The 18,286-nt window shown below is 70.2% G+C and carries 18 protein-coding genes and 1 riboswitch; of the genes, 6 read left to right on the top strand and 12 right to left on the bottom strand.

The annotated features are described in order from the left end of the window. The 8 genes from GT045_RS37395 to GT045_RS37430 all read right to left on the bottom strand — a co-directional run. Positions 1-564, bottom strand: a 564-nt coding sequence (locus GT045_RS37395) for an ATP-binding cassette domain-containing protein (protein WP_161336937.1), incomplete at its 3' end; no start/stop codon positions are given. After that, entirely contained in the window at positions 561-1,655 is a 1,095-nt protein-coding gene (locus GT045_RS37400) for an ABC transporter ATP-binding protein (protein WP_161289014.1), read from the bottom strand. The genes GT045_RS37395 and GT045_RS37400, both read right to left, overlap by 4 nt. Then, positions 1,652-2,659 carry an ABC transporter permease gene (locus GT045_RS37405; RefSeq protein ID WP_161289012.1) on the bottom strand — a complete coding sequence of 336 codons (1,008 nt, stop codon included), beginning with the start codon at positions 2,657-2,659 and terminating at the stop codon, positions 1,652-1,654. The genes GT045_RS37400 and GT045_RS37405 overlap by 4 nt, the downstream gene beginning before the upstream one ends. Positions 2,660-2,731: 72 nt before the next feature. Then, a complete protein-coding gene (locus GT045_RS37410; protein ID WP_161289010.1) occupies positions 2,732-4,504 on the bottom strand; it encodes an ABC transporter substrate-binding protein in 1,773 nt (590 codons plus the stop codon). A gap of 34 nt (positions 4,505-4,538) precedes the next feature. Continuing rightward, positions 4,539-5,537: an ABC transporter permease gene (locus tag GT045_RS37415; RefSeq protein ID WP_161289008.1), complete on the bottom strand. Its 999-nt coding sequence runs from the start codon at positions 5,535-5,537 to the stop codon at positions 4,539-4,541. 350 nt (positions 5,538-5,887) lie between these two features. Further along, entirely contained in the window at positions 5,888-6,676 is a 789-nt protein-coding gene (locus GT045_RS37420; RefSeq protein ID WP_202515350.1) for an enhanced serine sensitivity protein SseB C-terminal domain-containing protein, read from the bottom strand. A gap of 169 nt (positions 6,677-6,845) precedes the next feature. Continuing rightward, positions 6,846-7,637, bottom strand: a complete 792-nt coding sequence (locus GT045_RS37425) for an enhanced serine sensitivity protein SseB (protein ID WP_161289005.1) — start codon at positions 7,635-7,637, stop codon at positions 6,846-6,848. A 66-nt stretch (positions 7,638-7,703) separates the two neighbouring features. Further along, positions 7,704-8,378: an AAA family ATPase gene (locus GT045_RS37430; RefSeq protein ID WP_345942877.1), complete on the bottom strand. Its 675-nt coding sequence runs from the start codon at positions 8,376-8,378 to the stop codon at positions 7,704-7,706. Between the two features lie 172 nt (positions 8,379-8,550). Continuing rightward, a riboswitch (glycine riboswitch) is annotated at positions 8,551-8,647 on the top strand. 157 nt (positions 8,648-8,804) lie between these two features. On the opposite strand from GT045_RS37430, the gene gcvT reads away from it, so the two are divergent. The 6 genes from gcvT to GT045_RS37460 all read left to right on the top strand — a co-directional run bounded on the left by gcvT (position 8,805) and on the right by GT045_RS37460 (position 15,053). Then, a complete protein-coding gene (gene gcvT / locus GT045_RS37435) occupies positions 8,805-9,923 on the top strand; it encodes a glycine cleavage system aminomethyltransferase GcvT (protein ID WP_161336939.1) in 1,119 nt (372 codons plus the stop codon). 159 nt (positions 9,924-10,082) lie between these two features. Further along, positions 10,083-10,460, top strand: coding sequence for a glycine cleavage system protein GcvH (gene gcvH / locus GT045_RS37440; RefSeq protein WP_161288999.1), 378 nt, complete (start codon positions 10,083-10,085; stop codon positions 10,458-10,460). A gap of 14 nt (positions 10,461-10,474) precedes the next feature. Then, positions 10,475-11,740 carry a serine hydroxymethyltransferase gene (gene glyA, locus GT045_RS37445; protein ID WP_161288997.1) on the top strand — a complete coding sequence of 422 codons (1,266 nt, stop codon included), beginning with the start codon at positions 10,475-10,477 and terminating at the stop codon, positions 11,738-11,740. Positions 11,741-11,844: 104 nt separating this feature from the next. After that, the gene (locus GT045_RS37450; protein ID WP_161288995.1) at positions 11,845-13,212 is read left to right on the top strand and encodes an L-serine ammonia-lyase; all 1,368 of its coding nucleotides are present in this window, start codon (positions 11,845-11,847) and stop codon (positions 13,210-13,212) included. Between the two features lie 218 nt (positions 13,213-13,430). Continuing rightward, positions 13,431-14,462: a phosphatidylinositol-specific phospholipase C domain-containing protein gene (locus GT045_RS37455; RefSeq protein WP_161336940.1), complete on the top strand. Its 1,032-nt coding sequence runs from the start codon at positions 13,431-13,433 to the stop codon at positions 14,460-14,462. A gap of 36 nt (positions 14,463-14,498) precedes the next feature. Continuing rightward, a complete protein-coding gene (locus GT045_RS37460) occupies positions 14,499-15,053 on the top strand; it encodes a glycoside hydrolase family 25 protein (protein ID WP_161288991.1) in 555 nt (184 codons plus the stop codon). Positions 15,054-15,069: 16 nt separating this feature from the next. Here GT045_RS37460 and GT045_RS37465 read toward each other — a convergent pair whose 3' ends face one another. The 4 genes from GT045_RS37465 to GT045_RS37480 all read right to left on the bottom strand — a co-directional run. Continuing rightward, a complete protein-coding gene (locus GT045_RS37465; RefSeq protein ID WP_161336941.1) occupies positions 15,070-15,732 on the bottom strand; it encodes an NAD(P)-binding domain-containing protein in 663 nt (220 codons plus the stop codon). A 360-nt stretch (positions 15,733-16,092) separates the two neighbouring features. Continuing rightward, positions 16,093-16,305 carry an EF-hand domain-containing protein gene (locus GT045_RS37470; RefSeq protein WP_161336942.1) on the bottom strand — a complete coding sequence of 71 codons (213 nt, stop codon included), beginning with the start codon at positions 16,303-16,305 and terminating at the stop codon, positions 16,093-16,095. Positions 16,306-16,459: 154 nt separating this feature from the next. Then, positions 16,460-17,656, bottom strand: a complete 1,197-nt coding sequence (locus tag GT045_RS37475; protein WP_161336943.1) for a YncE family protein — start codon at positions 17,654-17,656, stop codon at positions 16,460-16,462. Further along, positions 17,656-18,286: polysaccharide deacetylase family protein (locus GT045_RS37480; RefSeq protein WP_237539185.1), on the bottom strand; the 631-nt coding region annotated here is incomplete at its 5' end. The genes GT045_RS37475 and GT045_RS37480, both read right to left, overlap by 1 nt.

Below are 18,286 nucleotides of genomic sequence, written 5' to 3' on the forward strand. Positions count from 1 at the left end.
GCCGATGCGCTGGCGCTGGCCGCCGGAGAACTCGTGCGGGTAGCGGTTGTAGTGCTCGGGGCTGAGCCCGACGAGTTCGAGGAGCCGCTGGACCTCCTTCTTCACCCCGCCCTCCGGCTCCACGCCCTGGAGCCGGAAGGGCGCCGAGACGATCGAGCCGATGGTGTGGCGGGGGTTCAGGGAGCCGTAGGGGTCCTGGAAGATCATCTGGATGTCGCGGCGCAGCGGACGCATCTGCCCGGTGCTGAGCCGGGTGATGTCCTGGCCCTCGAAGGTGATCTTCCCGCCGGTCGGGTCCTGGAGGCGGGTGATGACCCGGCCCATGGTCGACTTGCCGCAGCCCGACTCGCCGACCACGCCCAGGGTCTCGCCCTTGCGCACCTCGAAGTCGATGCCGTCGACGGCCTTCACGGCGCCGACCTGGCGCTGCAGGATGCCCTTCTTGATCGGGAAGTGCTTGGTCAGGCCCTCGACCCTGAGCAGCACCTCACGCTCGTCGGGAGCCGACGCCTGCTTCGGGACCGCGGCCTCGGCGACGGTGTCCGTCTTCTTGGTCTCACTCACAGCTTCGGCGCAATCTCTTCGGTCCAGATCCGCTCACGGTCCTCCGCCGGGAGGTGGCACGCGGACCAGTGCCCGGTGCTCACCTGCTCCAGCTCGGGGCGCACCGTGCGGGTGACGTTCCCCTTGGGGATGTCCGCGTACGGGCAGCGCGGGTGGAAGGCGCAGCCCGAGGGGACGTTGATGAGGCTCGGCGGGGAGCCCTTGACCGGGATGAGCCGTTCGGAGGTCTCACGGTCGATGCGGGGCATCGAGCCGAGCAGGCCCCAGGTGTAGGGGTGCTGCGGCCGCTCGAAGACCTCGCCGGCCGAACCGCGCTCCACGCACCGGCCGGCGTACATCACGAGGACGTCGTCGGCGATCTCGGCGACCACCCCGAGATCGTGGGTGATCATGATGACCGCGGAGCCGAACTCCTTCTGCAGGTCCCGGATCAGGTCGAGGATCTGCGCCTGGACGGTCACGTCGAGCGCGGTGGTCGGCTCGTCCGCGATGAGCAGCTCGGGGTTGTTCACCAGCGCCATGGCGATCATGGCGCGCTGGCGCATACCGCCGGAGAACTCGTGCGGGTAGCCGTCGACGCGCTTGGCCGGCTCGGGGATGCCGACGCGGTCGAGCATCTCGATGGCCCGGGCACGGGCGACCTTCTTGCTGACCTTGTGGTGCACCCGGTACGCCTCGACGATCTGGTCGCCGATCTTGTAGTAGGGGTGCATCGCGGACAGCGGGTCCTGGAAGATCATCGACATCTCCCGGCCGCGGAGCTTGCGCACCTCGTCCGGGGCGGCGGAGACCAGTTCCTGCCCGTCCAGCCAGATCTCGCCGGACATCCGCACGTTCTTGCCGCGCGTGCCGAGGCGGTGCAGGCCCATGATCGCCTGCGAGGTGACGGACTTGCCGGAGCCGGACTCGCCGACGATGGCGAGGGTCTTGCCCTTCTCCAGCGAGAAGGTGAGCCCGTCGACGGACTTGACCACACCGTCGTCGGTCGGGAAGTGCACCTTGAGGTCGCGGACCTCCAGGAAGGCTTCGGGTGCCTGCCGGCCGCTGGTGGGCTCGCCCACCGCGGCGCCGGTCTTGGAGAGTTCGGTCACGAGAGCCTCACCCGCGGGTCGGCGGCGGCGTAGAGCACGTCCACCAGGAGATTTGCGATGACGACGAAGGCGGCGGCGAGCAGGGTCACGCCGAGGATCTTGGGCAGGTCGTTGTCGGTGATGCCCTGGACCGCGTACTGGCCGATGCCGGGCAACGAGAACACGTACTCCGTGATCACGGCACCGCCGAGCAGCAGGCCGATGTCCATGCCGAAGACCGTGATGATGGGGGTCAGGGCGGCGCGCAGACCGTGCCGGGTGACCACGGTGCGCTCCCGCAGACCCTTGGCACGGGCCGTGCGGATGAAGTCCTCGTTCATCGTCTCCAGCATCCCCGAGCGGGTCAGCCGCGCGTAGATGGCGGAGTACAGCAGGGCCAGCGAACACCACGCCGGGAAGAGCGTGTTGGCCCACTGTGCCGGGTTCTCGGTGAACGGGACGTAGGTGCGGCCGAAGATCGGCAACTTGACGGTGAAGAGCAGGAGAGCCAGGTTGCCCGTGAAGAACATGGGCAGCGAGACGCCGGAGAGCGCGATACCCATGAAGGCGCGGTCGTAGAACGAGCGCGGCTTCAGCGCGGAGATGACACCGGCCACCACGCCGGAGACCAGCCACAGCACGGCGGCGCCCACGGCGAGGGAGAGAGTGATGGGGATCCGCGAGGTGAGCTCCGGCCACACCGCCTGGTGGTTCTTGAAGGAGTAACCGAAGCAGGGTGCGTCGCAGTGCACCGTGGTGGGGCCGAGGTCATAGCTGGCGCCGGCCACGATCCCCTTGATGAAGTGCCAGTACTGGACGTAGACAGGCTGGTCCAGACCGAGGTTGTGCTTGACGGCGTCGATGTCCGCCTGCGACGGGCTCTTGCCGATGTACTGCTGCGCCAGCTGGTCCGCTGTCTGGCCGGCGAGCCGTGGCAGCAGGAAGAAGATGGCGAAGGTGACCGCGGAGACGACCAGCAGCAGGATCACTGCCGCGAACGTCCGGCGGAGGATGTACGAGATCACGGGGACCGGCGCTGGTGTCCGCGGGCTGTGAGACCCGCGGACACCAATGCCTTCACCTGCCTTCCGGGGCTGCTACTTCGACGCGACGCCGATGTTGAGGTAGTCGTACTGACCGCTGAAGGCCGCCGTGGAAACCAGGTTGGTGTAGTTCGTCGGGCGGCCCAGCAGGACCTTGAAGTAGGTCAGCGGGACCAGGACGGCGTCGTCCATGGTCTGCTTGTCGATCTGCGCGTACAGCTCGTTGCGCTTGGCGACATCGTCGGTGCCGATGGCCTGGCCGAGCATGTCGTTGACCTTGCTGTTGTCGTACTGCGACAGGTTGGTGTTACCGGACTGGCTGATCGCCTTGCCGTTCAGGATCTGCTGCAGGAACCCGTAGCCGGAGGGCCAGTCGGCACCCCACTGCATCATGATCAGACCGATGTTCTGCTTCTCGGTGAACTTCGGCACACCGGCGTAGTCGGTGAAGTACTTGCCCTGCGGGTACTGCTTGAGGGTGGCGTTGATGCCGACCTTCTTCAGCGAGTTGATGATCGCCGTGGCCGCGTCGATCTCCTGCGGACGGTCCGAACGCGCGGAGATGTTGGTCGAGATCGACGAGGCGCCACAGGCCTTCAGCTGTGCCTTGGCCTTCGCGGCGTCGCCCTTGCTGTCCTTGGTGGCGTAGACGTCGGACTTGGCGTAGCCCGGGATGTCCGGCGGCAGCACGGTGGAGGCGACGTCACCGCGGATCGGGCCGCCCTCGGCGGTCTGCACCGACACCTTGTCGATCGCGTACTGGACGGCCTTGCGGCACTCGGGCTTGTCGAACGGCTTCACCTTGGTGTTGATCGCCATGTAGACGAGACGGCCACCGTAGGTGTTGTCCGTGTTGGCCTTCTTGGCGGGGTCGGTGAGTGCCTCGGCCTGCGTGGAGGCCTGGACGCCGGTGCCGACCAGGTCGATGGCGTTTCCGGCCACGACGTCCTGGTCGATGGTCTCCGGGTTGACCTTCAGCTTGACGACGATCTTGTCCGGCAGCTGCTTGCGCAGCGGGTCGGTCTTCGGGTCCCAGTTCTCGTTGCGCACGAGCACGGCCTGCTTGCCGTCCTGGTAGCTCTGGAACTTGTACGAGCCCGAGGAGACGATCTGCTTGACGTAGTCGACGCCCTTGTCCTTCGCCTGCGGCACGGGAGCCGTCTGCGGGGCGGCGACCAGGTAGTCGAACTCCTGGAAGGCCCGGTTCAGGTGGAAGGTGATGGTGGTGTCGTCGGGCGTCTCGATGGAGGACAGGCCCTTGGCGCTCTTGTCCTTGTACGGGCCCTTGTACTTGTCGCCGTCGGCCAGGAACTGCTGGAAGTAGTTCGGGCCGAGGGAGAGCACGTCACGCGCGAAGTTGGAGCGCTCGACGGCGTACTTGACGTCCTTCGAGGTGATCGGCGTGCCGTCCTCGTACTTCAGGCCCGGGCGCAGCTTGTACGTCCAGGTCTTGCCGCCGTCGCTCGCGACGCCCTTGCCCGCCGCGAGGTCCGGGACGAGGGTGTTGCCCTCTTCGCCCGGGCCCGGCTTGAAGGTCATCAGCGGGCGGGCCCACAGCCGGCTGAGGTTGTACATGTACGCGTAGTACGTGTTGCCCGGGTCGAAGGAGTCCGGGACGTCGGACATCTCGTAGGTGACCGTGCCACCCTTCTTGTCCGACGCGTTCACGACGCCCTTGGTCGCGGCGTTGGCCCCGGCCGACTTGGTGCCGTTCTCGTTCTTGTTGTCATCGGCCTTGCTGCAACCCGCAAGAAACAGGCTGGCGGTGCCGATGGCCGCGATCGCGGCCAGCGCTGACCTTCGCATGATGGGCGCTTTCCCCTCCATTGTCGGAAACTTTTCGGACTCTCGGTGGCAGGCGTCAGCGGCTGCGGGGGTCGAGAGCATCGCGGAGACCGTCGCCCAGCAGGTTGAAGGCCAGGACGGTCACGAAGATGGCGAGACCAGGGACGATCATGTACTGAGGGTCGACCTGGTAGAAGCTGACCGCTTCGCGGAGCATGCCGCCCCAGGACGCCTGCGGGGGCTGGATGCCGACGCCGAGGAAGCTCAGGGACGCCTCGAAGAGGATGTTGGTCGGGATGAGCAGCGTCGAGTAGACGATGATCGGGCCGACCAGGTTCGGCAGCAGTTCCCGGAACAGGATGTAGGGGACCTTGGCGCCCATGCCCCGTGAGGCGTCCACGAACTCGCGTTCGCGCAGGGCGAGGGTCTGGCCGCGGACGATCCGGCCCAGGTACGGCCAGTTGAAGAAGCCGATGACGAAGATCAGCACGCTCAGGTGGAGCGGCAGCCCTTCGAGGCCGAACGCGCCGCCCTGGAGGGTGGCGGAGATGGAGATGGCGAACAGCAGGAGGGGGAAGGCGAGGAACGTGTCCATCAGCCGGCTGATGATCGAGTCGACACGGCCACCGTAGTAGCCCGCGATCACACCCATGATCGCGCCGATCACGTTGGACAGGATGGTGGCACCGAAGGCGACCACCAGTGACACCCAGGATCCCTCCAGGATGCGGGTGGCGATGTCACGGCCGAACTTCGGGTCGACGCCGAGCGGGTGGTCCAGGCTCATGCCGCCCCAACTGCCCTTGGGCAGCGACGTGTTGGCGTCGATCAGGTCCTGGTTGAAGGCGTTGGGGTCGAGCCCGAACATGGCCTGGATGGGGCGCGCGAGGACGGCGAGGAGGATCAGCAGGATCACGATGACGCCGCCGGCGACGGCGACCTTGTCCTTCTTGAACCTGGTCCAGGCGATGCGGCCCAGGGAACGACCCTCGATCTGCCCCTTACCGGCGTCCGCCAGCACAGCCTCAGGCTGCACCTCGGCTGCTGCTCCGGTGGTCTCGATCGGTGCGGTCACGGTGAGCGACCCCTCTCGCCGGTGGTGACCGGCCTGCGCCTGCCGCGGATTGCGGCTTTGTCGACTTGCCATCGATCATGAGGTCTCGACCTCATGTCTGAGTCGGGAGTCTTCAGCGTGGTCGTGATCACCCGCCAGAGCTGGCGGCGAATGTATGCGCAACCGTGATGCAGTTCGGGGGATTCCGTTATCCGAACAGTGGGTAACGACCCCCGGACGTGCCTCACTTGGGGCACAACGGCGATTTTGCGCGGTTCGGGACGTTCGGTCGATGTCTACGCGCGCAGAAGTGCGCCGATGACGGAAACTCTGCGATCCGGGCCAAACGGCTTGCCGCGTCGGCCGGTTGTTCAGTAACCGCCGTGCACCGGCGGGTAGCCGTACCCGCCGGCCGGGGTCTGCGGCGGGGCCGGGATCTGGAGCTGGGGCTGCGGCGGCGCGAGGGCGTGGGCCTCACGGTCGTAGAAGGGACGCGCGTTGGCCCGCATCCACATCACCACCGGGTCGTAGCCGTCCGTCATCGCGACCGTCGACACCGGGAGTCCCTCCGGGACCGCGCCGACGGACTGCTGCATCATCGCGCGGACCGAGTCGACCGCGGCGGGCGAGGCGTCGTACACGTCGAGACCGAGGGCGAGATAGGGCGCCCCGAGCGCGGGTTGCACCCAGGCGCGGCGCAGCGAGCGGAGCGCGGGGGTGCGGTGCGCGTTCTGCGCCAGCAGGGCGTAGAACTGCGGGATCTCGATGCCGGGCTCGGACAGGCGCAGGGGGCCGGCGGGCTGTCGCTCCAGGCCGGCGGCGATGCGGCGCAGATCCAGCCAGGGGATGCCGACTCCGCCGCCCGGGGCGTGCGGGTTGAGCCAGAGGCCGTAGTGGTCCGGGTAGAGGGTGCGGGCCACGTCGAGGCCGTCGACCACCTCGTAGGAACGGTTCCAGCCGCTGGCCGACAGTTCCTGGGCGGAGGTCACGCAGGGGGCGTAGTGGGAGCCGTCCACCTCCATGTTCCCGTACTGGGCGTCCGGGGAGCCGGCCTGGCCGTGCCACAGGAGCATCCAGATCTGGCCGGAGGAGGGGGTGGCGAGGGCGCGCAGCAGGGCTTCGTACGCGTCGTAGCGTCCGGGCGTGACCTGGCGCAGCATGTGCTCGACGCTGCCGCTTGGGCTCGCGCTCACCTGTCTTACCGCCCCTTCGATTCTTGCCCCGCGTTCGGACACAGCTTAAGCGCCCGGGAGCCCGGGGCATCGTGTCCGTGCGCGGGTGCGGGTCCGTGGTGGGTTCTCGCGCGGTCCCCCGCGCCCTCGGGTCGGCTCAGTGGCCGTGCCGGTAGAAGGGCCGGACGTTCGTCTTCAGCCATTCGGCCACCGGGTCCTGGGCCACGTCCAGCAGGACGAGGTTGACCGGCCACTTGACCGGGACTTTGCCGAGGGCCCTGCCCAGGGCCTCCAGGGGCAGGGCCCGCAGGTCCCCTTCCCACTGGGAGAGTTCGACGCCCACGAACATGGCCGGATCGGCCGTCTCGACGGCGGCGAGGCAGCGGCGGGCGGTGAGGACCACGCCGGTGGCGGCGAACTCGGCGGAGGCGGCGGAGAGGAAGTCGACCGGGTCGTCCTGCCAGTCGGGCTCGAAGAGGCGGACGCGGCCACCGCTGCCGGGGCCGTCGAGCGGGGTGCGGCCCGCCCGGCACAGCTCGGCGACGGCCTCGGGCGGAAGGGGTATGCCGACCACGCCGTCGGGGTTGACGGCGATGCCGACCTGCGGGGGCAGGCCGCGGGCGAACTCCACCGCCGGGGCGATGGTGTACGACATGTGGGAGCCGGTCACCTGGCGCAGCTGCTCCTCGGAGCTGAACACCGGGACGTACGCCTGGCCGCCGATGTCCAGCGTCGGCAGGTCCAGCGGGCCGCTGTCGGGGCCGCCGCCGCTCGGCAGCGGGATCCACAGGAAGCTCCGGCCGAGGACCTCGATGATCCGGCCGCCCGCCGCGGGGATGCCGAGGGAGGCCGACAGCACCTCCTCCAGCTCGTTGCCGGGCCAACCGCCGTGCGGGTGGGGGTGCGCCTGTGCCGGGAAGTCCGCGGGAAAGTCCGCCGGGAAGTCCATCTGCCTACCGCCTGCTGGTAACCGCTGCTGTGAGCAAGAAGGCTAGCGGGTGGCACCGACAGCCCCTCACCGCGTGAACCCGACCCGGACCAGGACGTCCGCCGCGTCCCGGTCGAGCAGGACCGCCGCTCCGCAGCCGGCGGGCAGTCCGCCCTTCTCCACCGCGCGCAGCAGGCGGGCGGTCGTCCGGCGGTGGCGGCGGAAGGCGTAGCGGGAGACACCCCGGCCGCGCTCGCGCTGGCCCTGCCGGGCCGTGCCGGGGGTGACGTCGAGGAGGAGCAGGTGCAGGGTGGCGCCACGCCGCCGGGCCTCGCGGGCGAGCCAGGCGCGCACCCAGGGCTGGGTGCCGCAGTCGTGCACGACGACTCCCTCGCCGGTGCGCAGGGCCCGGCGCAGTCCGGCGTAGTGGGCGAGGCGGACCAGCGGGCGGTACAGCGCGTAGGGGAGGCGGCGGGGGACGCGGGCGTCCCAGCGGTCGCGGGTGTCCTGGGAGTCGACGCGGTGACCGGTGACCGCGCGGTCCATCAGGGTGGACTTTCCGCTGCCGGGCAGGCCGGTGATCACCACCAGGTCGCGGGGGCCGAAGAGCAGGGCGCGCGGGCTGCGGCCGGCGCGCTCGCGCAGATCGCGGACGACCGGGGCGGGGCGGTCCGCGCAGCGCGCGCGGGCCGGGGCGAAGGGCTGCTCGGGCACCGCGATGCCGGCGTCGGTGGCGTAGGCCGATGTCCTGTTCACCGTGATCGTCCTCCCCTGTGGGCTCGGGCGTCCCCCTGCCCGTTGTATGTAAAGAGAAGGTAATGCGCAACGGTCGGCGGTTCGTGCGCGTACTGCCACAGCCCGGTTACGGAGACGGGCCCTGACGGGCCGGGGTGTGGCGTGCAATGATGTGCGCGCCAACTGCATACCGGCCGTTTGAATCCGCGCGGGAGAGTCCTCAGCAGCCTCGCTGGGGCGCCGAAGGAGCAAGTCCCTCCCTTGAATCTCTCAGGCACCGTTACCGCGCGGGCGAGGCACATCTGAAAAGCGGGCCGCTGTGACGGCGGCCCCACCCAAGGTGCAAGCCGTGATCGTCCCCGTGGCGGTCGAGGCGAACCTCTCAGGTTCCGATGACAGATGGGGAGGAACGTTCCTCGCCCGTGCCTTCTGTCTCTGGGAGACGACCGACCGATGAGCAGTACCGAGATCCGTCACACCGCGCTCGACGCGGTCCATCGCTCGCTGGGCGCGACGATGACCGACTTCGCCGGCTGGGACATGCCCCTGCGCTACGGCTCCGAGCGCGACGAGCACGTCGCCGTGCGCACCCGGGCCGGTCTCTTCGACCTGTCCCACATGGGTGAGATCACCGTCACCGGTGCCGGGGCCGCCGCCCTGCTGAACTTCGCCCTGGTCGGCAACATCGCCTCCGTCGGTGTCGGCCGCGCCCGCTACACCATGATCTGCCAGGCCGACGGCGGCATCCTGGACGACCTGATCGTCTACCGGCTGGCCGAGACCGAGTACATGGTGGTCGCCAACGCCTCGAACGCCCAGGTCGTGCTGGACGCGCTCACCGAGCGTGCGGCGGGCTTCGACGCCGAGGTGCGCGACGACCGGGACGCCTACGCGCTGCTCGCCGTGCAGGGACCGCAGTCCCCGGGGATCCTGAAGTCCCTGACCGACGCCGACCTGGACGGCCTGAAGTACTACGCCGGTCTGCCCGGCACCGTCGCCGGCGTCCCGGCGCTCATCGCCCGCACCGGTTACACCGGCGAGGACGGCTTCGAGCTGTTCGTGAAGCCCGAGCACGCCGTCGGGCTGTGGCAGGCGCTGACCGAGGCCGGCGAGGGCGCCGGTCTGGTGCCGTGCGGCCTGTCCTGCCGGGACACGCTGCGCCTGGAGGCGGGCATGCCGCTGTACGGGCACGAGCTGACCACCTCCCTGACGCCCTTCGACGCCGGGCTCGGGCGCGTGGTGAAGTTCGAGAAGGAGGGCGACTTCGTCGGGCGCGAGGCGCTCGCCGAGGCCGCTTCGCGGGCCCAGGAGAACCCGCCGCGGGTCCTGGTCGGCCTGGTCGCCGAGGGCCGCCGGGTGCCGCGTGCCGGGTACCCGGTCGTCGCGGGCGGCCAGGTGATCGGCGAGGTCACCTCCGGCGCCCCCTCCCCCACCCTGGGCAAGCCGATCGCCATGGCCTACGTGGACGCGGCGCACGCGGCGCCGGGCACCGAGGGCGTCGGCGTGGACATCCGGGGCACCCACGAGCCGTACGAGGTCGTGGCGCTGCCGTTCTACAAGCGCCAGAAGTAACCACCGAAAGCGCCAGAGGTGGCCACCGAGCGGCGGTCGCCCACCCGCGGGCCCGGTCCCGTGGCCGGTGCGTGACCCTGCGCACACTCACCCGCTCACCAGCGGTTTCTGTAGTCCCCCCGTCATCAGCACTCCCGCGCGTACAGGAGAATTCAGGCCATGAGCAACCCCCAGCAGCTGCGCTACAGCAAGGAGCACGAGTGGCTGTCGGCCGCCGAGGACGGCGTCTCGACGGTCGGCATCACGGAGCACGCCGCGAACGCGCTCGGCGATGTCGTCTTCGTGCAGCTCCCCGAGGCCGGGTCCACGGTGTCCGCGGGCGAGACCTGCGGCGAGCTCGAGTCGACCAAGTCGGTCTCCGACCTGTACTCGCCGGTGACCGGTGAGATCACCGAGGTCAACGAGGATGTCGTCAACGACCCGTCGCTGGTGAACTCCGCTCCCTTCGAGGGTGGCTGGCTGTTCAAGGTACGCGTCACGGAGGAGCCGGCCGAGCTGCTCTCCGCCGACGAGTACACCGCCTTCACCGCCGGCTGAGGAGTCGTAGCCCCATGACCGTTCTGAACACTCCCCTGCACGAGCTGGACCCGGAGATCGCCGCCGCGGTCGACGCCGAGCTGGACCGCCAGCAGTCGACGCTGGAGATGATCGCCTCGGAGAACTTCGCGCCGCTCGCGGTGATGGAGGCCCAGGGGTCGGTCCTCACCAACAAGTACGCCGAGGGCTACCCGGGCCGCCGCTACTACGGCGGCTGCGAGCACGTGGACGTCGCCGAGCAGATCGCCATCGACCGGGTCAAGGAGCTGTTCGGCGCCGAGTACGCCAACGTGCAGCCCCACTCCGGCGCCTCCGCGAACCAGGCGGCCCTGTTCGCGCTGGCCCAGCCCGGGGACACCATCCTCGGCCTGGACCTGGCGCACGGCGGCCACCTGACCCACGGGATGCGGCTGAACTTCTCCGGCAAGCAGTTCGACGTGGTCGCGTACCACGTGGACGCCGCGACCGGTCTGGTCGACATGGCCGAGGTCGAGCGGCTCGCCAAGGAGCACCGCCCGAAGGTGATCATCGCCGGCTGGTCGGCGTACCCGCGTGAGCTGGACTTCGCCGAGTTCCGCCGGATCGCCGACGAGGTCGAGGCGTACCTGTGGGTCGACATGGCGCACTTCGCGGGCCTGGTCGCCGCCGGTCTCCACCCGAACCCGGTGGAGCACGCGCACGTGGTGACGTCGACCACCCACAAGACGCTCGGCGGCCCGCGCGGCGGCATCATCCTGGCGAAGAAGGAGTTCGCGAAGAAGCTGAACTCCTCCGTCTTCCCGGGCTTCCAGGGCGGCCCCCTGGAGCACGTGATCGCGGCCAAGGCGGTCTCCTTCAAGGTCGCCGCCTCGGCGGACTTCAAGGAGCGCCAGCAGCGTACGGTGGAGGGTGCCCGCATCCTCGCCGAGCGCCTGACGGCCGCCGACGCCCGCGAGGCCGGGGTGAACGTCCTGTCCGGCGGCACGGACGTGCACCTGATCCTGGTCGATCTGCGCGACTCCGAGCTGGACGGGCAGCAGGCCGAGGACCGGCTCCACGAGGTCGGCATCACGGTCAACCGCAACGCCGTCCCGAACGACCCGCGCCCGCCGATGGTCACCTCCGGGCTGCGCATCGGCACGCCGGCCCTGGCCACCCGCGGCTTCACGGCCGAGGACTTCGCCGAGGTCGCGGACGTGATCGCCGAGACGCTGAAGCCGTCCTACGACGCCGAGGCCCTCAAGGCGCGCGTGAAGACGCTCGCCGGCAAGCACCCGCTGTACCCGGGTCTGAACAAGTAGGTCACGTTTCGCGGGGCACCGCGCACACTGGTAGTACCGGCGTGCACGGTGCCCGCGCCCCAGCACCGCCCTTTTGCACCACCCCCGTATTGAGGAGTCACCCCGTGGCCATCTCGGTCTTCGACCTGTTCTCGATCGGCATCGGCCCGTCCAGCTCCCACACCGTCGGCCCGATGCGCGCGGCGCGCATGTTCGCCCGCCGGCTGCGCAACGAGGATCTGCTCGGCTCCGTCGCCTCCCTGCGCTGCGAGCTGTACGGCTCGCTCGGCGCGACCGGCCACGGCCACGGCACCCCGAAGGCGGTGCTGCTCGGCCTGGAGGGCGCCTCCCCGCGCACGGTGGACGTCGAGACGGCCGACGAGCGGGTGGAGACGATCAAGGCATCGGGCCGCCTGAACGTGCTCGGCGAGCACGAGATCCCCTTCTCCTTCGACGACGACCTCGTCCTGCACCGCCGCAAGGCGCTGCCGTACCACGCCAACGGCATGACCGTCTGGGCGTACGACGCCTCGGGTGCCGAGGTGCTGTCGAAGACGTACTACTCGGTCGGCGGCGGCTTCGTCGTGGACGAGGACGCGGTCGGCGCGGACCGGATCGTGCTGGACGACACCGTCCTGAAGTACCCGTTCCGCACCGGCGACGAGCTGCTGCGCCTGACCCGGGAGACGGGCCTGTCGATCTCCTCGCTGATGCTGGAGAACGAGCGGGCCTGGCGCACCGAGGACGAGATCCGCGCCGGTCTGCTGGAGATATGGCGGGTGATGCGCGAGTGCGTGCAGCGCGGCATGTCCCGCGAGGGCATCCTGCCCGGCGGCCTCAAGGTCCGCCGCCGCGCCGCCGTCTCGGCCCGCCAGCTGCGCGCCGAGGGCGACCCGCTGGCGCACGCCATGGAGTGGATCACGCTCTACGCGATGGCGGTGAACGAGGAGAACGCGGCGGGCGGCCGGGTCGTCACCGCCCCGACCAACGGCGCGGCCGGCATCATCCCGGCGGTCCTGCACTACTACATCAACTTCGTCCCCGGCGCCGACGAGGACGGGGTCGTCCGCTTCCTGCTGGCCGCCGGCGCGATCGGCATGCTCTTCAAGGAGAACGCCTCCATCTCCGGCGCCGAGGTCGGCTGCCAGGGCGAGGTCGGCTCCGCCTGCTCCATGGCGGCGGGCGCTCTCGCCGAGGTGCTCGGCGGCTCCCCCGAGCAGGTGGAGAACGCGGCCGAGATCGGCATGGAGCACAACCTGGGCCTGACCTGCGACCCGGTCGGCGGCTTGGTCCAGATCCCGTGCATCGAGCGCAACGGCATGGCCGCGGTGAAGGCGGTCACGGCCGCGAAGATGGCGATGCGCGGCGACGGCTCGCACAAGGTGTCCCTGGACAAGGTCATCAAGACCATGAAGGACACCGGCGCCGACATGAGCGTGAAGTACAAGGAGACGGCCCGGGGCGGGCTCGCGGTGAACATCATCGAGTGCTGACGGCACCGTCCCGCCGGCGGGTGCCCTTCGCCCGCCGGGCGACGCACCGCTGCCCGGTCACCAGCCCCCCGAACGGTCCGTCGGGGGGCACGTCGTCGCCCTCGTAACGGAAGCCTCCCCCGGCCGTCCGAGGACCGATGTCGCCCCAAGGCCACCACGCGGTAACCCCCTGCCCCTAGAGTTGCGTCAACTCTGGGACGACGAAGGGGACTTGACCCATGCGTGGAGTGAGACGAGCGGCGGCGCTGACGGGCGCCGCCGCTCTGTTGGCGGTCATGCCGGGCAACGCCCACGCGGCATCGCCGAAGTTCTCCGCAACGACGGCCATCGGTGCGCACAACGCCTACGACAAGGCCAAGTACGCGTACTTCGCCCAGGCGCTGGACTCGGGCGCCTCACTGCTGGAACTGGACGTCTACGTCGACAGCATCACCCACCGCTGGCGGGTCAGCCACAGCAACCCGCTGGGCAACGACAACAACTGCGAGGCGGCGAAGACCCCGGGCGAGCTGTACAGCAAGAGCCGCAACCAGGACCTCGGCAGCTGCCTGGACAACATGGCCGCCTGGAACCAGCTCCACCCCGACCACCCGCCGATCGTCGTCAAGGTCGAGCTGAAGGTGGGCTTCAACAACAACGCCGGTCTCGGGCCGGACGAGTTCGACACACTCGTCGCGCAGAAGCTGGGCAACAGCGTCTACAAACCGGCCGACCTGCTCGGCGGGACGTACGGCACGCTGGACGCGGCGGCGAAGGCCGACGCCTGGCCGTCCCGGGACTCCCTCAAGGGCAAGTTCCTCTTCGACCTGATCCCGGGCACGGTGGAGCAGGCCAACCCGTTCGACCACTACTGGACGGACGAGGAGTACGGCGACCACCTGCGCGACCTGTCCGCCGCCGGGAACATCTCCGCGGCCCAGGCGTTCCCGGTCGTGCTGGGCGCGGCGAACGGCGACCCGCGCGTCAGCCGGTACGACGCCTCGATCCGCCCCTGGTTCGTGTTCTTCGACGGTGACGCGGCGACGTACGTCAACAACGGCTACGACACCGCGTTCTACTCCGCGAACCACTACATCTTGATCACGACGGACGCCCACAACGTCTCCCCCGCGATCTCCTCCACCGACCCGACGGACGCCGAAGTCGCCGCGCGGCTCGCCCTGCTGGCCAGGAACCACGCGAGCCTGATCACCTCCGACTGGTCGGCGAAGTCCGCCGCGGTGCTGAGTTCGACGACCACCCGAAGCTGAGGTTCCGGAAAGGCGCTCACGGGGGACAACACCCACATGCTGCATGGCATCGACGTGAGCGCCTACCAGTCCACCTCCTACGCCACGGACGGCCTCTCCTTCGTCTTCATCAAGGCGACGGAGGGGCGTTCGTACGTCAACCCCCGCCTGACCGCACAGACGAAGACCGCCCGCGACGCGGGACTGGTCGTCGGCTTCTACCACTTCCTGTGGCCCGGCAACCTCACGGCCCAGGCCGACTACTTCCTCCGCCACGCCCCCGACCGCCCCGGCGACATCCTCGCCGTCGACTGGGAGACCACCGGGGACGGCACGCACGCGAGCAACGCGGAGAAGGACGCCTTCCTCCGCAGACTCAAGACGCTGCGGCCGGACAACCGGGTGATCCTCTACTGCAATCGCGATTTCTGGCTGAACCGCGACGTCACCTCCTACGCCGGGGACGGGCTGTGGATCGCCGACTACGTCACCGCCGGAAAGCCGCGCATCAAGGCCGCGTGGCGCTTCCACCAGTACACGAGCGAACCGCACGACAAGGACGTGACCCGTTTCGCGCAGGAGGACGACCTGCGCGAGTGGGCCACGCCCTGACCCCGGGACGGGGGCTTCAGCCGCGGAAGTCCGCCGGGCGTTCCGGGGTGGCCTCCCGCAGGGCCTTGCGCACGGCCGCCTCGCCCTCACGGAGGCCGTAGACGGGGGTGCCGGGCTGCTGGCGCCAGGAGTCGGCGATGGCGCCGGCGTCGACCGTGTCGAAGCCGAGTTCGTCGATCAGCTCGCGGACGGTCCGCTTGGCCGCCTCGTCGTCGCCGGCCACCGGGAGGGCCAGGCGGTCGGGGGCGCCGGCCGGGCGGTGGCGGTCCAGGATGTCCTGGGCGTAGGTGCCGTTGAACGCCTTGATCACCGGGTGGCCGAGGTGCTGCTCGGTCCAGGCGCTCTCGGTGCGGCCCTCGTCCTCGATGGCCGCGATCCGGCCGTCCCGCTCGCGCGGGTAGTAGTTGCCGGTGTCGATGACGGCGGCGCCCTCGGCCGCGCCGTCCAGCAGCCCCGCGGGCAGGTCCGGGACCGCCTTCAGCGGGACGGTGACGACGACGACCTGCGCGCCCTCGGCCGCCTCCTCGGCGCGCACCGGGGTCGCGCCGGTCTCCTCGGCCAGCTCCCGGAGCGTCTCGGGGCCGCGGGAGTTGGCGACGCGCACGTCATGGCCGAGGGCGGTGAGCCGCCGGGTGAGGTTTCCGCCGATGTTGCCCGCGCCGATGATGCCGATCTTCATGGCTGACCCTCCGGATGATTCATGCACATGCATGCTTCTGTCGTCCGGGTCAACCTCAGCGGGCCGCGGCCTATTCCGGTTCTGCGCCGCAGGGGTGAACGCGCCCCCGGCCGGGCCGGGACCGGTACGCCGATCTCGCCGGTGCAGCGTGCGGGACTCCCTCGGCCGCCGCGCCGGTCCGGGCCCCGGGGACGGGCACGGGGGCCGCCGGAGCGTGCGCGTCCGGCGGACGGGGGGACGGGGAGACGGGGGGACGGGGAGACGGGGAGACGGGGGGGACGGTATGACCGCGGTGACGGTGCGACGGCAGGGGGCGCCCGGTCCGCGCGGGACGGGCGCCCCCTGCCGTCGTCGTCCGCGTCACTTGTTCAGGTAGGACCAGAACTCGTCGAACGACAGCACCTTGTCGCCGTTGAGGTCGCGGGTCGTGATGATGGCCTCCGCGACCGTGTCGGTGACGTTCCAGTCACCCTGCTGTGCCAGGGCGGACTTGAACTCCGCCGCGGTGATGAAACCGTCACCGTCCGCGTCGATCCGCTGGAACTGCTTGCGTGCTTCCTCGATGTCCGCCACCGATCCGCCCCTTTTGTTCGTTTTTCTGATGCCGTACCGGCGTACTGTCGCTGGTCAGATTAACGGCCCGTGCGAGACCGGGGTGCGGCGCCCACCCGGCCGCGGCCCCCGGCCCCTCCGGCCGCGGTCGCCGGCCCGCCCGGCCGCCGGTCTCTCAGCGGAAGATGCCGGTGTGCCCGAGCGAGTAGCGGCCCGGCTGGGGGTAGACGGCGAGACCGTGCGGGCCGCTGCCGACCTTGATCCGGGCCAGCTGGCCGCCGGTGCGGGTGTCGATGGCGTACACCTCGGAGTTGTAGCGGCCAGACAGCCACAGGATCTTGCCGTCGGAGGAGACACCGCCCATGTCCGGGCTGCCGCCGCCGGGCAGCCGCCACTTCGCGGTGAGCCGGTCGCGGGCGAAGTCGAAGACGGACACGGTGCCTTCGCCCCGGTTGGAGATGTACATCACGCGGGAGTCGCGGCTGACGTAGAGGCCGTGGGCACCCTTGCCGGTGGCGAGGAACCGGGGCCGGGTGAAGGCGTCGCCGTCGAGGATCCACACGCCGTCGGCCATCATGTCGGCGATGTAGAACAGCTTGCCGTCCGGGGAGACCTTGACGTCCTGCGGCATGGCGCCGTGCAGCGGCAGCTTCTCCTGCCGGACGACCTCCATCCGCGCGGTGTCGACCTTGAGGATCTCGCCGCTGAACTCGCAGGAGACGATGAAGTAGCGGCCGTCGATGGAGAAGTCGGCGTGGTTGACGCCGTAGCAGCTGACCGGGACGGTCTTGGCGACCTTCATGGTGTGCGCGTCCCGGAAGACCAGCTGGCGGTCCATGGAGGCCATGACCACGGCGTACTTGCCGTCGGGCGTGAAGTAGAGGTTGTAGGGGTCGTGCACGTCGACCGGGGCGCCGGCCCGGCCGGTGCGCGGGTCGATCGGAGTGAGGGTGTTGCCGAGGTCGTTGTTGACCCAGAGGGTCTTCAGGTCCCAGGACGGCACGACGTGCTGGGGCTGGCGGCCCACCCGGATGGTCTCGACGACCCGGTAGGTCGCGGGGTCGATGACGCTGACCGTGTCGGAGTTGGTGTTGGGGACGTACACGCGGGAGGGGAAGTCCTTGACGACGGGCGAGAGCCTGTTCGGCCGGTCGGCGGAGTACAGGTCGGCCGGGTCCTCCACCGGCGGCATCCCGGGCAGCACGTTCACCCGCGGCTCGCGCGCCCGCTGCTGGACGGGCGCCTTGCTGGCGGGAGCCGCGGAGGTCCCGCTCTCGTGGCCGTCCGGCCCGCCGCCGCACGCGGAGAGCAGCGTCAGGGCGGTGACGGCGGCACCGGCGGCCAGCAGGCGGACGGCTTTCGTGGTTCGCATCAGCTCAGCAGCTCCGTGGTGGTGACCGCGCGCAGTCCGCGGCGGCCGAGTTCGGTCAGGATGTCGGGGAGGGCGGCGACCGTGTCCGCGTATCCGAAGTGCAGGCTCACCACCGACCCGCCGCGCGCCTCGGCGAGGACCTTCCGGGTGACGGCCGCGGCGCCGGGAGAGGTGTAGTCGAGCGAGTCGACGTCGTACGACAGCACGTGCGGGTAGCCGGCGGCGCGGGCCAGCCGGGCGACCAGCGGGGAGGCGGCCGGGGCGCGGGAGGGGCGGAACCAGGTGCCGATGGATCCGGTGAGCCGCTCGAGCCGCTCGGCGCAGTCGGTGATCTCCTTGCGGGCGTCGGCCTCGGCGAGGGTGTTGACGCCGATGTGCCGCTGGGTGTGGTTGCCGAGGTCGTGGCCGCCGTCGAGGATGCGCCGGGCGAGGTCCGGGTGTTCGTCCAGCCAGGTGCCCACGGCGAGCACGGTGAGCCGGGCGCCCCGCTTCTCGGCCTCGCTCAGCAGGGCGTGGGCGATGGCCGGGTCGCCCTGGCCGTGGAAGGTGAGCGCCACCTGGGGGCGGGTGCGCGGGCCGTGGGTGAGCTGGGCCGGCAGGCCGGGGTAGGCGCGGGGGGCGGGGGCGGCC

It is taken from the genome of Streptomyces sp. SID486, from assembly GCF_009865385.1.
Taxonomy (GTDB): domain Bacteria; phylum Actinomycetota; class Actinomycetes; order Streptomycetales; family Streptomycetaceae; genus Streptomyces.